Annotated in this window: 12 protein-coding genes and 2 pseudogenes; 8 read left to right on the forward strand and 6 right to left on the reverse strand. The window is 63.1% G+C overall.

All coding sequences use genetic code 11. The annotated features are described in order from the left end of the window. Positions 1-265: 265 nt before the first annotated feature. Together KAY22_RS16755 and KAY22_RS16760 are read left to right on the forward strand one after the other, a co-directional pair. Positions 266-469 (forward strand): hypothetical protein, encoded by a 204-nt coding sequence (locus KAY22_RS16755; RefSeq protein WP_175312629.1) that lies wholly within the window; start codon positions 266-268, stop codon positions 467-469. A gap of 180 nt (positions 470-649) precedes the next feature. Next, positions 650-979 carry an SMR family transporter gene (locus KAY22_RS16760; protein ID WP_126053693.1) on the forward strand — a complete coding sequence of 110 codons (330 nt, stop codon included), beginning with the start codon at positions 650-652 and terminating at the stop codon, positions 977-979. A gap of 102 nt (positions 980-1,081) precedes the next feature. Here KAY22_RS16760 and KAY22_RS16765 read toward each other — a convergent pair whose 3' ends face one another. Continuing rightward, positions 1,082-4,039, reverse strand: coding sequence for a Tn3 family transposase (locus KAY22_RS16765; RefSeq protein ID WP_296624485.1), 2,958 nt, complete (start codon positions 4,037-4,039; stop codon positions 1,082-1,084). Positions 4,040-4,177: 138 nt separating this feature from the next. On the opposite strand from KAY22_RS16765, the gene KAY22_RS16770 reads away from it, so the two are divergent. Beyond that, a complete protein-coding gene (locus KAY22_RS16770; protein ID WP_251652572.1) occupies positions 4,178-4,735 on the forward strand; it encodes a recombinase family protein in 558 nt (185 codons plus the stop codon). Positions 4,736-5,253: 518 nt separating this feature from the next. Here the strand turns inward: KAY22_RS16770 and KAY22_RS16775 are convergent. Next, a pseudogene (locus KAY22_RS16775) lies at positions 5,254-5,967 on the reverse strand (IS5 family transposase); the annotation flags it as partial. A gap of 167 nt (positions 5,968-6,134) precedes the next feature. Continuing rightward, on the reverse strand, positions 6,135-7,628 hold the full coding sequence (gene istA, locus KAY22_RS16780) for an IS21 family transposase (protein ID WP_296624486.1): 1,494 nt from the start codon (positions 7,626-7,628) through the stop codon (positions 6,135-6,137). Between the two features lie 107 nt (positions 7,629-7,735). Between istA and KAY22_RS16785 the strand changes: the two are divergent. Further along, positions 7,736-8,026: pseudogene (locus tag KAY22_RS16785) on the forward strand (MFS transporter); the annotation flags it as partial. A 177-nt stretch (positions 8,027-8,203) separates the two neighbouring features. On the opposite strand, the gene KAY22_RS27970 reads toward KAY22_RS16785, so the two are convergent. The 3 genes from KAY22_RS27970 to KAY22_RS16795 all read right to left on the reverse strand — a co-directional run bounded on the left by KAY22_RS27970 (position 8,204) and on the right by KAY22_RS16795 (position 9,897). Further along, positions 8,204-8,530 carry a Rap1a/Tai family immunity protein gene (locus KAY22_RS27970; RefSeq protein ID WP_223178489.1) on the reverse strand — a complete coding sequence of 109 codons (327 nt, stop codon included), beginning with the start codon at positions 8,528-8,530 and terminating at the stop codon, positions 8,204-8,206. 75 nt (positions 8,531-8,605) lie between these two features. After that, positions 8,606-9,010, reverse strand: coding sequence for a PepSY domain-containing protein (locus KAY22_RS16790; protein WP_228165648.1), 405 nt, complete (start codon positions 9,008-9,010; stop codon positions 8,606-8,608). Continuing rightward, a complete protein-coding gene (locus KAY22_RS16795; RefSeq protein ID WP_008603797.1) occupies positions 9,007-9,897 on the reverse strand; it encodes a DUF1259 domain-containing protein in 891 nt (296 codons plus the stop codon). The genes KAY22_RS16790 and KAY22_RS16795 overlap by 4 nt, the downstream gene beginning before the upstream one ends. A 168-nt stretch (positions 9,898-10,065) precedes the next feature. Here KAY22_RS16795 and KAY22_RS16800 point away from each other — a divergent pair, with 168 nt between their 5' ends. The 4 genes from KAY22_RS16800 to KAY22_RS16815 form a co-directional block, all read left to right on the forward strand. Beyond that, on the forward strand, positions 10,066-11,016 hold the full coding sequence (locus KAY22_RS16800; protein WP_025160483.1) for a chromate resistance protein ChrB domain-containing protein: 951 nt from the start codon (positions 10,066-10,068) through the stop codon (positions 11,014-11,016). 2 nt (positions 11,017-11,018) lie between these two features. Beyond that, on the forward strand, positions 11,019-12,416 hold the full coding sequence (gene chrA / locus KAY22_RS16805) for a chromate efflux transporter (protein WP_040110184.1): 1,398 nt from the start codon (positions 11,019-11,021) through the stop codon (positions 12,414-12,416). Positions 12,417-12,490: 74 nt separating this feature from the next. Next, positions 12,491-13,159, forward strand: a complete 669-nt coding sequence (locus KAY22_RS16810) for a Fe-Mn family superoxide dismutase (RefSeq protein WP_017184236.1) — start codon at positions 12,491-12,493, stop codon at positions 13,157-13,159. Positions 13,160-13,247: 88 nt separating this feature from the next. Then, positions 13,248-13,640: hypothetical protein (locus KAY22_RS16815; protein ID WP_296624487.1), on the forward strand; the 393-nt coding region annotated here is incomplete at its 3' end.

A 13,640-nucleotide genomic window follows, 5' to 3' on the forward strand; every position in this document is an offset into this window, starting at 1 on the left:
ATCAACCCACTCCCTATGATGGAGCGAACTGTCCTCTTCTATGATTTCCATCGTCAATACCGAATGCCACGTTCCCAAAACGTTCTCCGACTTGGCCAAAATCGCAGCTTGGGGCCGACTGGGCCTATAACGGAGCGAACCAGCACACCAAGGATCTCTACATCGAGCGGATCCAGCGCGAACCCCAGATGGCGCGCGCGGTGGGCCAGTTGCTCCATGAGCGCGAGCTGGTCCTGCAACGTGATCGTGGCATGAGCCGATGAGGATGACGGAAAACCCTGAAATCGGGGTTTTCGTGCATATTCCCAATCCGGCAGGGTTTTTCGTGCAGCCAGATCGCGGCGGCGGCGCGGTCGTGAGTGTGCCGGTCAGCCATGCGCGGATTCATGTGTTTGTCGTCAGGCAGAAGCTGACGGTCAGCCGTCGACCATTTTTAGACGCTCTGAAGGCAGCAAGCGCGATCCGATAGCTGACGTGACAGTTCCAGATAAAGACGCTATCGGGATCATGCCGAGAATAGAGTAGCAGGGTGGTGTCTCCTGCGCCCGCAAATCGCGGGTTCTTCCCTGCCACGGCGTCAACCTGACCCTGTCGGGAGGACGCCTTGTGATAACAGGGCCGTGCCTTCCGACGAGAAACCGGAGCGCACATGAATTACGTTCTTCTCGCGGTAGCGATCATATCCGAAGTGATCGGAACCACGTTCATGAAACAAAGCGAAGGCTTTACGAAGCTGGTCCCCAGCTTGCTTACTGCACTTGCATATGTAGTCGCGTTTTATTGCCTATCGCTAACTTTGAAAACTATCCCAACTGGCGTTGCCTACGCCATTTGGTCGGGCTGCGGTATTGTGCTGATCGCAGCAGTAGCATGGATAATTCAGGGCCAGAAGCTCGACGTTCCAGCAATGGCTGGAATGGGATTGATCGTTGCCGGTGTCATCGTAATGAACGCGTTTTCAAAGACCGCTGCACACTAAACCAGAAAGCGGATCGTCTGTTTCATATGGTAGGGCTGACCACACGAAAGTGCATTTTACGTACGCTAGGAGAGAACCTTTGACGAACGCGGGTGAATGACATCATGCGGCCAAGAGCGATGAAGGCGTGCGCAACGGGCGGAGCTGGCCGGGATCGGGGCGGCTTTCGACATTCCAACGATAGTCGCCGGTGAGCGAGATATGCTCCCATCCCAGCGGGGCGATATGGCGCGCAACGTCTTCGGGGATCGACAGCGCCCCGACCGCCTGTTCGAGATAACGAGTGTTCCACAGGATGATGGCGGCCACGAGGAGATTGAGGCCGGAGGCGCGATAGGTCTGGTTCTCGAACCGCCGGTCGCGCAGCTCGCCGAGCTGGTTGAAGAAGAGCGCGCGAGCGAGCGCGTTGCGGGCTTCTCCCTTGTTGAGACCAGCCTGGGTGCGCCGGCGCAGGTCGAGATCGCGCAGCCAGTCGAGCATGAAGATCGAGCGTTCGATCCGCCCGACCTCGCGCAAGGCCAGCGCCAGCCCGTTCTGGCGTGGGTAAGCGGACAATCTGCGCAGCATCGCCGATGCGGTGGTGGTGCCGCTGCGGACAGAGGTGGTGAGGCGCAGTAGTTCGTCCCAATGGGCGGCGACATGCCCGATGGCGACCGGATCGCCGGTCATGCCGGCCAACAGTGGCCCCGCTTCCTGGCCCGGCAGCAGATGCAGGCGGCGGTCCTTCAGGTCTCGCAGGCGCGGCGCGAAGCGGTAGCCGAAGAAGGGCATCAGGCCGAACACATGATCGGATGCGCCGCCGGTATCGGTGTAGTGCTCTTCGATCGACAGGCCAGTGGCATGGTAGAGCAGCCCGTCGAGAACATAGGGGGCCTCGCCGGAGGTCGCCGCGATCACCCGGCTCGCAAACGGATCATATTGGTCAGACACATGGGTGTAGAAGCTGACACCCGGCTCGTTGCCGTTGCGCGCGTTGATGTCGCCGATCGCGGCGCCGTGCCCGCCGGCATGAAAGAGCTGGCCGTCGCTCGAAGAGGTAGTGCCGTCGCCCCACAGCGCGGACAGCGGCAAAGTGCGGTGAACATCGATCAACCGCCCCAGCGCCTCGCCATAGGCGGCTTCGCTGATATGCCAGTCGTGGAGATGGGCGAGCTGACGCAAGGTCGCGCCCTGACAGGTCTCGGCCATGCGCGTCAGGCCGAGATTGATGCCGTCGGCCAGGATCACGGTCAGGAGCGCGTTGCGGTCATCCGCCACCCGGCAGGAGCGGCGATGGGTGAAGCACTCGGAAAAGCCGGTCCAGCTATCGACCTCCAAAAGAAGGTCGGTAATCTTCACGCGCGGCAGCCGATCATAGGCGACGCGACGCATATCTGCTGCGTCGGACGGCGTGATTGCCTTGAGCGGCGATATGACAAGGCCGTTGCCGTCAAGGCGCACCTGGGGCAGCTCTCCCTGCCGGGCGAGGATCGTCACCCGCTCGATCGCGGTGTCGAGGCTGGCGCGGCGCCCAGCGATGAAGCTTTCGAAATCGGTATCGATCGCCAGCGGCAGCGGTCCCCGCGCGCGCATCGCGTCAAAGGTGGCGGACGGCAGAAGATAGCTGTCGAAGGCGCGATACTGGCGGCTTTCTGCCACCCATATGTCGCCGGCGCGCAGCCGGTCGCGCAGTTGGGTGAGTACGCAAAGTTCATAGGCGGCGCGAACGACCACGCCATTGCGCAGCACAAACGGCCGCCATGACGGCGGCACGAACCGAAGCGGCGGTTTGTCGGGCAGGCGGCGGCGTCCGGTGCGATAGATGTCAGCCACGAGGCGGACCGCATCGAGCAAACCCTGCACCGCACCGGCACCGCGAAACTCAAAGGCGTTGAGGAACGGGCCGATCACGGAGCGCAGCGAGCGCTGCCGCTCGATCAGTTCGGCCGTGCGGTCGATCGTTTCCGGCGCGATCAGCAGCTCGGCGTCCACGACCGCAGTTCCCAGCCTTTCCCAGTCGATCGAACTGATGGCGGCAAGAGAATCGACGCCTTGCGCCCGCGCGTCGAGCAAGGTTCTGCATGAACCGGTGAGCAGGCGAAGCTGCGCCTGCAATGACCGGATCGTGCCGATCGCTTTGTCCTTGGTCCGATTCTCGGCCCGTCGCATCATACTCCCCAGGAGCTTGTCCATCATCGTCAGCACCGCATCGGTAAGGCTTTCCTCAAGCCGGATACCGGCAGCGGCAAGGATCGCATGACGGCGCCGGTCGGGCAGTTCCGCCAGATGCTGCGGCGTGATGCGCGCCGCCTCGTCGGCGATCCGGTCGAACGCCGTCTGCGGGATGGTTGCGGCGCGCGAGGCCGCCAGGCCCAGCGTGCGAACATGGTCGAGCCGTTCGATCAGTCGCAGGACATTGCGGGGTGCCGGCGACAGGGGCGGGTTGCGCAGCCATGAGAGCCAGGTCGCGCCTTTGTCGTCGCGTCGCGACAGGAGGGCGTCGAGCGTCGCGCATTCGGGTTTACTGAGATCCCCGGCGAGCACGTCATGGACCAGATCCCCGGCCTGCTGCCGCGCCCGCCGCACGATCGCCTCGACCACCGTCACGGGCGGCAGCAGCAATCGCCGGCGGCGCATCTCGTCGATGACGATACCGGCAAGCCGCGAGGGCCGGGTGGTGGTCTGCGCGATCGGCATGGCGAATGCGACCAGCGCGTGAAAATCCGCGCGACTGAAAACGCGATGACCGAAACGGCGCGACAGGTCGGCGAGGTGCGTCCGCCGCGTTTCGTCGCGGCGGGCATAGTCGCGCCATGACGCGGGCGACACATCCAACTGACGGGCCACGAACGCGAGGATCGGCATGGGCGGCGCTTCGCCGGCTTCCAGCACGCGCCCGGGCCAGCGGAGATACAGCATCAGCATCGCATAGCCGAGGCGGGTGGCGTCGCCGCGCCGGGATGCGATCAGTTCAAGATCGTCACGGGTCAAGGTGAAGTGGCGGGCGATTTCGCGTTCATCGAGCGACGAATCATAATGCTCCGCAAGCATCTCGCGGGTCAGCAGGTGTCTTCTGGCCAAGCTCGAACCCCTCCATGTCACTGTCCGTCAGACGTCCGTTGGACGGTCACCGGGAATGTGTCCGTCAACTCTGGACCTTCGATGGCGATTCGGACAAGATCGCATGATGATGGGAAAACGGACAGTATGGGGCGGCCCGTGGCGCTGATCGGCTATGCGCGGGTCTCCACCCCCGACCAGAAGCTGTCGCTCCAGCATGACGCTCTCCAGCGGGCAGGATGCGATCGGGTTTTCGACGATCAGGCGTCGGGAGCCAGGACCGACAGGCCGGGCCTTGCCGAAGCACTGGCCTATTTGCGCGCCGGCGACACGCTGGTGGTATGGAAGCTCGATCGCCTCGGCCGCTCGATGAGCCACCTCATCGAAGAAGTTGGTGAACTGGCGGCGCGAGGCATCGGGTTCCGCTCGCTCACCGAGAACATCGACACCACCACGCCGGGAGGGATGCTGGTATTTAACATCTTCGGCTCCCTCGCGCAGTTTGAACGTGATCTGATCCGCGAGCGCACCCAAGCGGGTCTGCGAGCCGCGCGCGAGCGCGGCAGCAAGGGTGGCCGCCGTCCTGTTGTTACACCTGACAAGCTACGCAAAGCGCGGGCGCACATCGCAGCAGGCCTTACTGTGCGCGAAGCCGCCGCCCGGCTCAAGATTGGCAAAACCGCCCTTTATAAAGCGTTGGAAGGCGCAAAGGCGTAATAGCTATGGCCCCAAATATCGATCCGATCCGTCATCATGTTACACAATCCCGCGTAAACGCACGCATTCGGGTTATCATCGGAATCTACATAACCTGTTTTGGGATTGGCGTTTTCAATCATGCGCGAGACTTTGCAGCATACGGATGGAGGCCCTATGATTGGGGGCCGTTCCTACTAGAGGTATTCTGGTCCTTACTGATATTCTTAGACGCGCTTGCTATTATGCTACTTCTTTCGCGTTTCAGGCGGGCGGGCTTGGTTCTGGCCGCGTCAATTATGATCGGTGATGTCGCTGCAAACACCTACGCTCTGATAGCCTTGAGCATTCCGGCATTTGGTTTTTCGGTTCCGCTTCAGGCAACGTTCCTGGGCTTTGTCCTTGGCTCGCTACCGTTCGTTTGGCCCGTAAAACCTGCTGGGTGCGGTAAGCGGTAGCCCCTGCGGCCGCCTTAGCCCAGGTCGTACTGCATTCGTTCGTCTCTCGCGTACGTAAAATTCACTTTCGTGTAGTCACCCCATCCAGCCAAAGGTCCGCTCGACGACCCATCGTCGGGGCAGAACCTTGAAGCCCTGCTGCTGATCGCTGCGTCGAATGACCTCGATGACGAAATCCAGATAGCTTGCCTTGTCCATGAGCTTGAGGCGGTCATAGGCGCCATCGGCGAAGAGATGTTTGATCCAGGGCCAGCGTTTGCGGATGCCATCAAGGATGGTCTGGGCACCTGCGCTGTCCGAAATGTCCGCAGTGGTCAGGTTGACCATCAGTAGCCGTCCATCGGTATCGACGGCGATATGCCGCTTGCGCCCGACAACCTTCTTGCCTGCGTCGAACCCACGCTTTTCTGCGGATGGTGCCTTAACCGACTGGCTATCGATCACTGCTGCGCTCGGACTGGCCTCCCGCCCTTGGCGCTCGCGATCGAGCATCAGTTCGATGTCGTGGATTGTCTGGAACAGGAACCTGCGAGCCAGTTCCCGGAACCAGCCATAAACCGTCTGCCATGCACCGAAATGGATCGGCAGCATCCGCCAGCCACAGCCCGACCGAACAAGGTAGCGCACGGCGTTGATTACCTCGCGAAAATCCACCTCGCGTGGACGGCCACGGCGCCCAGGCTTGGGCATCAGGGGCGCCAGGCGATCCCATTCCTCATCGGTCAGATCACTGGGATAGCGCTTCGTCTTCTTGGCAATCTGGGCCATTCGCCCTCGGCTCTGATGGGTCCACATCCAGAGCCTGAATCAGACGCAGAGCCTCGCGACAACCCCCGCTAACGATTTTCCAAACGGCCTCTAAGGTGTTGGCGCTGGCACGCGCTCATATCCCCCGAGCAGGCGCCAGACGCACAGGCTTCCCTTCATGGCCATCCACTCCATCGTTTAGCGTACCTTCCACGCTATGCCCTCGGTATGAGCGCGGCATAGTCGGCGGCGCGTGTCGTCTTCACCTCCATTCTGGGGAGGTGGGGATAGGCCGCAAGATCGAGCCTAGCGGGCCTGCGCTCAATGCGCGCCAGCGCGATCTGCTTGACCGCATCAAAGCCGATGGCGCCGATATGGATCGCCTCGGTCACGGCGAAGGTCACCACCTCCATCGGGATCGCCTCGAGCAGGCGCAGGACCTGGATAAATTCGCGCTTGCCCTTGTTCCCCATGCGGGCTTCGAGAAGGTGACGCAGATGCTGGAACGCCTCGGGCAAGGCCCAGTCCTGTAGCGCGGCGGCCTGATCGAGCGCATTGGGCTTGGTCTCGATCAGCGCCAGATAATGGAGCGGGTTCGCCACGAACATGGCTTCACCATAACAGCGCGGGTGACGGGCGATCTCCTCGCCGCCGCACAGGATGACGACCCGATCGACGAAGCCCTTCACCACGACATCCTGGAAGCCGTAGCGGGTCGGAACCGAGTAATCGTTGGTCCGGTAGCGCACCAGCGCGGTCGAGGACACGCGCGCACTCCTCGTCTCGCACGGTTCGAACAGGCCCATCGGCAAGGGACGCAAGGCCGCCAGATCGGCCACGAGCCGCTCGCCGATCGTCTGGCTGTGCCGACCGGCCCGTTCCTCCTGTCGCATACGACAGCGGCGCTCCAGTTCAGCGTTGAAGGCGTCGTAACTCGCGGCGTGCGGAATCGGTACCATGAAGTGCGATCGCGCATGCTTCACCAAGCCTTCGACTTTCCCCTTGTCGTTGCCTTTGCCGGGACGCCCGAACCGATCCGTGAACAGATAGTGGCTGACCAGCCCGGTAAAGGCCTGCGTGCGCTCGCGCTTGCCGTCGCCGCAAATCTTCGCGACCGCGATTTTCGTGTTATCGTACAGGATCGAGCACGGCACTCCGCCAAAGAAGGCGAACGCCGACACGTGCCCATCGAGAAAGGCCTCGGTCGTCTCCGCAGGATAGGCCTTCACGAAGCAGGCATCCGACTGCGGCAGGTCCATGCAGAAGAAGTGAACCTTCTGCCGAACGCCGTCGATCACCCCCACCGCTTCGCCAAAATCCACCTGCGCGTGCCCCGGCGGATGCGCCAGCGGCACGAACGTCTCGCGGCTGCGCGCCCGGCTCTGCCGCACATAATCCTTCACCACCGTGTAGCCGCCGCCATAACCATGCTCGTCCCGCAGCCGCTCGAATATCCGCTTGGCCGTGTGTCGCTGCTTCAGCGGAGCAACCCGGTCTTCTCCCAGGATCGCGTCGATCACCGGTAGCAATGCCCCAAGCTTGGGCTTCGCTACAGGCTTCTTGCGCGTGTATCCGGGCGGCAGCGAAAACCGACACATCTTCGAAATCGTATCCCGGCTCAGACCGAATACCTTCGCCGCCTCCCGCTGGCTGTTCCCTTCCACAAACACAAAGCGCCGAACCGCTGCATAACTCTCCACGGCAAACATCCCTGGCCGCTCCAAAAGGAGCAGCCTAACCAATGGCCGGCTTTTACACCGCCGCGCTCAGCAAATCGCAGGCGCTCCATTGGCCTGGTTTGTCACCGCCCTCCACAGCCTGCTTCGCCGTCTATTATATCGCGACCGCCTTTGCGCTGGGCTATGGCACGACCGCGCTCAAGATCCACCGGGAAATCTTCCTCGCGATCCAGCTTGGCGCCATCATGTTCATGGCGCTCAGCATCGTGATCGCCGGCTGGTGGTCGGACAGGAGCAGCCCGACCCGCGTCCTCGCCTGGGGCTGTGCCGGCACGCTGGTCATGGGCATCGTCTTCGGCCCGCTGATCGGCACCGCCGCGCTGCTGCCGATCTTCGTGGCGCTCAGCCTCGCTCTGTTCGTGATGGGCGTCACCTCAAGGTTTGTGCGCCAGACAACGATTTGGCAGACATAATGCGAACATCGGCTAATTAGCGAGCTTGAGGCGCGACATGGGATCGTTGAGCTGGCGGAATTCACCGCCAGGCGGACGCTCCGCCTGCCCTCAAAGGCAGCCGCCGGGCAGGCTACGCCGCGGGGTACGATGCTACTGACATGGCCAAGCCTTCGCTAACGAGCGTTCAGCTCCGGCCACCATATGAACACTCATAAAATAGCTATTCTGCTCCGCCCAGCGTAAATATGCCGCGCGCAGCGCCGATCGGTCATAGCGTGGAGCGCGGCATTCCGCTTTTCGCGCGACGATCATCATGTCGAGCACGCCTTGGAGGTAAGCGCCGCATCGCGGCTCATTCGCTTGACAGCTTACGAACAACGCCGAGCCCGTCGCCGACGCGGGTTCGGTTTGGCCGATCGCACTATCAGGCAGGGCGGCCAAAGCGGCGCATAACAATATCCATCGTCTTGGCCGCATTTTCGTCTCCTATTCCGCAGTATCATTTCGGAAGGGGCGCACGGCCCTCGACGGCCGGCGCCCCGTGCTGATCCATCATTCGCGGCCGAGCACCTGGCCTTCGGGCGTGACGAACAGTTCGATCGTCTTTCCGTCGCTGTTCTTGCCCTTGATTTCATAGAGCGTGCTTCCGTCCGCCTTTCGGGTGACTTGCTCCGCTTTGCTTATTGACGCGAGTTGCGCGCGTGCCGCGTTCATCGCGGCCTCGGGCACCTGAGCAAGCGGGATGTCTCGTTCGCTGTGCTTGCCGATTATCCGGTTTTCGTTCGCCTCGTGGTTTTGCGCGATCGCCACGCCCGCGATCGCCAGCGCGGCCGCGCCCACGCCTGCGACAACAGTGAGAGTTCGTTTGCTAGCCATGTTCCATTCCACTTCCTGCATAAGGGCCGTGGGGTCGGGCGGGCGGCGGTTACGGCCCAATGAGCCGTCGTCCGAGTTCAACTCCTCTGATTGTTCATCCTGTCGAGCGCCGCGCGCAGCCCACGGGCGAGCTTGGCTGCGTCGTCGTTGGCCCAGAAGTGCATGAAGAACAGCCGCGGCTCGTCGTTTAGCATATGATTATGCAGCGCCGTGACCTCGATCCCGTTCGTCCGCAGCACGCGCAGGACCGGATCGACCTCGTTTGCGACAAGTACGAAATCGCCGGTGATGGCGGCTCGGCCGTCCCCGGTTGGCTGAAAGTTGATCGCGGTCGCCGTGCCCATCGTCGGCGGAGTCTCCATATCGCCGTCCATCAGCCGCTCGGCGCGCGGAAAGCTGTATTGGAGGATGCCACCGGCCGTCTTGCCCTCACCGCCCATCAACCGGTTGAGCGCGGCCACATCGAGGTCGAGCCGCGATGCGGCTGCGCTGGCCGAAGGCGATTGCGGCGCGGCGAGCGGGGTCCGACTGGCTGATAGCGCTTGCCGGAGCGCGGCCGCGAGCTTCACCGGGTCGCCGTGGCCGGCAATGTGCATGTACATGGTCGCAGGCGAAGAGCGGAGCAGGTGATTGTGGAGCGCGGTGATCGTAAAACCGCTTGCGAGCAGGCGGCTCAAAACGGGGTTCACCTCGTCGTGGGTCAGCACGAGATCGCCCATCACCATCGCCTCGTCGCCCATCGGCTGAAACGCCGCCCAGGAACCGAGCGCGAGGGAGGGCTTGATCGTCACCCCATCCAGCGTGACGCTCAGGTCCGAACGCGGGAAGCTGTAGCGGTGAACGCCCCCCGGCTGTTCGGCCCCCGCTCGTCCTATCGCCCGGTCGACAGCCGACCAGTCCGGCGCTGCCCATGCCGGGCTTGCCAGCAGGAGGCTGGCGAATCCCAAGGCGATGGTCTTTTTCAGCATAATTGATCCTTCATCAGCGCACTCGACACGGAAAGCCTCACGTCATGCGAGCGCGCCGCCGGCGAGCCGCGACATTGCGCTCCGGTTTCTTTCTTCGGGATAAGCAGTCCTATGCTCATGAGGCTTGTGATGCAACCCTTACACTTGTAGGCTAGTGACGATACAACTATGACAAACACACAAGCTTCCCCTTGGTTGCTCCTGATCCCGCAGCTTCCGGCTAAGCCTGCCTATTTGCGGGTGAAGGTCTGGCGGCGTTTGCAGGCGATCGGGGCCGCGCCGCTCAAGAACGCCGTCCATGCGCTCCCCAATCGCGAGGACACGCGCGCGCTGTTCGAAGAACTGCATCGCGAGATCACCGAAAATGGCGGCGAGGCGCTGATCCTCGAAGCGCGCCTTGTCGGCGGCATGGGCGATGCGGAGCTGCGCGGAGTGTTCGACGCTGCGCGTGACGCCGACTATGAGGAGTTGGCACGCGAGGCGCGCGCGCTGTGTGAGGGCGAGTATGTCGCGGCGGCGGATGTGGGCCGCCTGCGCAAACGCCTGAACGAGGTCGCCGCGATCGACTTTTTCGGTGCGCATGGTCGGCAGGCGGCACAGGCCGCCATCACCGAGGCGGACCGCCGCTCTCACCAACATCCCGATGTGAGCGGCCCCGGTGCGCCCGAGCTGACCCCGGCGGAGCTAAAGCGCCGCGTTTGGGTGACGCGCCGCCATGTCCATGTCGATCGCATCGCGTCCGCCTGGCTCATTCGCCGCTTCATCGACCCCGAGGCGAGCTTCAAGTTCGTCGAGGGCAAAGGATATGTGCCGGAGCCTGACGAACTGAGGTTCGACATGGCGGACGCTGAGTTCACCCACGAAGGCGACCGCTGCTCCTTCGAGACCTTGGTGTTCCTCACCGGTCTCGAGACCGACCCCGCGCTGCGGGCGCTCGGCGAAATTGTTCACGACCTTGATATTGCCGATGCTCGGTTCGAGCGCCCGGAAACTCCGGGAGTGAGCGCGCTTATCGCCGGCATCTGTGCCGGCACCGACGACGACGAGGAGCGGATCGCGCGCGGATCGACCGCGCTCGACGGATTCTATGCTCACTTCACCCGGCGAAAAGAGGACTAAAGATGGAGGCCAGCGCACGCGCTGAAATCGCAGTCGAGACGCTGCACGAGCACGGCATCAGCTTTGGCGAGGCGGTGCGCGTCTGGATCAGGGTCGCGCTGCTCAGCTTCGGCGGACCGGCGGGCCAGATAGCGGTGATGCATCGCATCCTGGTCGAGGAGAAGCGCTGGATCGGCGAGGAGCGGTTCCTCCACGCGCTCAACTATTGCATGCTGCTGCCCGGCCCTGAAGCGCAACAGCTAGCTGTCTATATTGGCTGGTTGCTCCATAAGACCAAGGGCGGCCTGGTCGCGGGCGCGCTATTCGTGCTGCCCGGCTTCCTCGCGATTTTAGGGCTCAGCTATGTCTATGTGCTGCTCGGCGAAGTGCCGCTGGTCGAGGGATTGTTCTTCGGATTGAAGGCCGCCGTGCTGGCGGTGGTGCTACAGGCGGTGGTCCGGGTGGGTTCGCGTGCCTTGAAGAACAACGTCATGCGCGGTTTTGCCGCGCTGGCGTTCGTCGCGATCTTCGTGCTCGACGTGCCCTTCCCGCTGATCGTGCTTGCCGCCGCGCTGATCGGCTTCTTCGGTGGCCGCGCTGGTTACGCCGCATTCAAGGGCGGCGGCGGACATGGTCCCGCCGGCGCTGAGATAATCCACGACCGCGACACCGCTCTTGGCGAGGGCCTTCCCGACCATGCCCGGCCGAACCTCTCTTGGTCGCTGCGCATCTCCGGCGTCCTGCTGCTGCTCTGGCTCGGGCCGGTCGCAGCGCTGCTGTTCGCGTTCGGCCCCGACGACGTGTTCAGCCGCATCGCCACCTTCTTCAGCCAGATGGCGGTGGTGACCTTCGGCGGCGCCTATGCGGTGCTCGCCTATGTCGCGCAGGAGGCAGTCGAGACCTATGGCTGGCTCCAGCCCGGCGAGATGCTCGACGGGCTCGGCATGGCCGAGACCACGCCCGGGCCGCTGATCATGGTGACGCAGTTCGTCGGCTTCCTCGCGGCCTTCCGCGAAGCGACCGGGCTGCCGCCGCTCGTCGCCGCGACCTTCGGCGCAATCCTCACCACCTGGGTTACCTTCCTGCCATGCTTCCTGTGGATCTTCGCCGGCGCGCCATTCATCGAGCGGCTGCGCGGCAACCGCGCATTGTCGGCCGCGCTTTCGGCGATCACCGCCGCAGTGGTCGGCGTGATCCTCAATCTGGCGGTCTGGTTTGGTATCCACACTCTGTTCGAGCAAGTCCGCGAAGTGCCGTTCGCAGCCGGCACCATCGATCTCCCAGTCCTAACGTCCGTCAACTGGCCGGCGCTGGCGCTCGCGGTGGGTGCGATACTCGCCATGTTCCGGTTCAAGGCCGGCATGCTGCCGGTGCTCGGCGTCTGCTCGGTCCTCGGGGCCGCATATGTAATGATCATCTGAAGGAGTGACGCGTGACGATCGACCATCTTTCCCGACGCAGTGCAATCGCAACTCTTGGCATCGGAGCCGCCGCCATGACTATCAACGAAGCCTCTGCGCAGACGCCGGCCGCAGCGCCGGCGGCTGTCCCCGCCTTTGCCGGAAATCATCAGGTCAAGCCGCTCAGGTTCAATCCCGCCAGGCTTCACGGCCTCTCCGAAAGGCTGATCACATCGCACCACGAGAACAATTATGCGGGCTCGGTCAAGGCCCTGAATATGATCGAGACACGACTTGCCGCCGCGCTCGCTGACACGGACCTGCCGCCGGTGGTCTATGGCGGATTGAAGCGCGAGGAGCTGCACCGCACCGGCTCGGTCGTGCTCCATGAGGTCTATTTCGACGGGCTCGGCGGCAACGGCCAGGCAGCCGGTTCCATCCGCGACGCGCTGGGCGCGGCGTTCGGCTCGTTCGACCGCTGGGAAGCCGACTTCCGCCGTACCGGGATGAGCCTTGCCGGCGGATCGGGCTGGTGCGTGCTCGTCTACAATCTCCACACGCGCTCGCTGCACAACCATTGGGCGTGGGATCATATGCACGGTGCGATTGCCGGCGTGCCGCTGCTCGCGCTCGATATGTACGAGCACAGTTTCCACATGGATTACGGCACCGCCGCCGCCAAATATGTCGACGCCTTCTTCCGCAACATCGACTGGGAAGTGGTCGACCGGCGCTATGCCGCGGCTTTGCGCGGCGGCGGCTGAACCCGACCGCCGTGGCTTAACACCCACTGCTGCGCGACACCTGAGTTCGCGACCACAAAGGGGACAGGTCCGATGGGGAGATGCAACAATGACATCCGGCCCGAACATCGCTCTTCTTTGGCGTGGGCAAGCAGCCGAGTGGACGCATCGCTTTCATGAAGCCCGGCAGTGGCCGATAATGCAGGCCTTGCGGGCGCTCGGGGCGACCGCAAGGCCTGTACTGTACAGGGACGAGGCGGTTCGCGAGATTCGGGACGAGCTGCTGTCGTGCGACGCAGTGCTGGTCTGGGTGAATCCGTTGGACATTTCAGGCGACCGCTCGCAGCTCGATCCAATGCTGCGCGAAGTCGCGGGGTGCGGCGTTGTCGTCAGCGCGCATCCTGACGTGATCGCCAAAATCGGCGTCAAGGAAGTGCTCTACACAACGCGATCCATGGAATGGGGCAGCGATGTCGATCGATACGTGGACGCTGAAGGCCTT

This window comes from Rhizorhabdus sp. (assembly GCF_018006725.1).
GTDB lineage: Bacteria > Pseudomonadota > Alphaproteobacteria > Sphingomonadales > Sphingomonadaceae > Rhizorhabdus.

Bases quoted from the DNA above. Each gene is read 5' to 3' on its own strand.
- KAY22_RS16810 (WP_017184236.1), top strand. From the start codon at position 12,491: ATGACTATCAACGAAGCCTCTGCGCAGACGCCGGCCGCAGCGCCGGCG.
- KAY22_RS16760 (WP_126053693.1), top strand. From the start codon at position 650: ATGAATTACGTTCTTCTCGCGGTAGCGATCATATCCGAAGTGATCGGA.
- KAY22_RS16795 (WP_008603797.1), bottom strand. From the start codon at position 9,897: ATGCTGAAAAAGACCATCGCCTTGGGATTCGCCAGCCTCCTGCTGGCA.
- istA (WP_296624486.1), bottom strand. From the start codon at position 7,628: ATGTTTGCCGTGGAGAGTTATGCAGCGGTTCGGCGCTTTGTGTTTGTG.
- chrA (WP_040110184.1), top strand. From the start codon at position 11,019: ATGGAGGCCAGCGCACGCGCTGAAATCGCAGTCGAGACGCTGCACGAG.
- KAY22_RS16800 (WP_025160483.1), top strand. From the start codon at position 10,066: ATGACAAACACACAAGCTTCCCCTTGGTTGCTCCTGATCCCGCAGCTT.
- KAY22_RS16755 (WP_175312629.1), top strand. From the start codon at position 266: ATGACGGAAAACCCTGAAATCGGGGTTTTCGTGCATATTCCCAATCCG.
- KAY22_RS27970 (WP_223178489.1), bottom strand. From the start codon at position 8,530: ATGCGGCCAAGACGATGGATATTGTTATGCGCCGCTTTGGCCGCCCTG.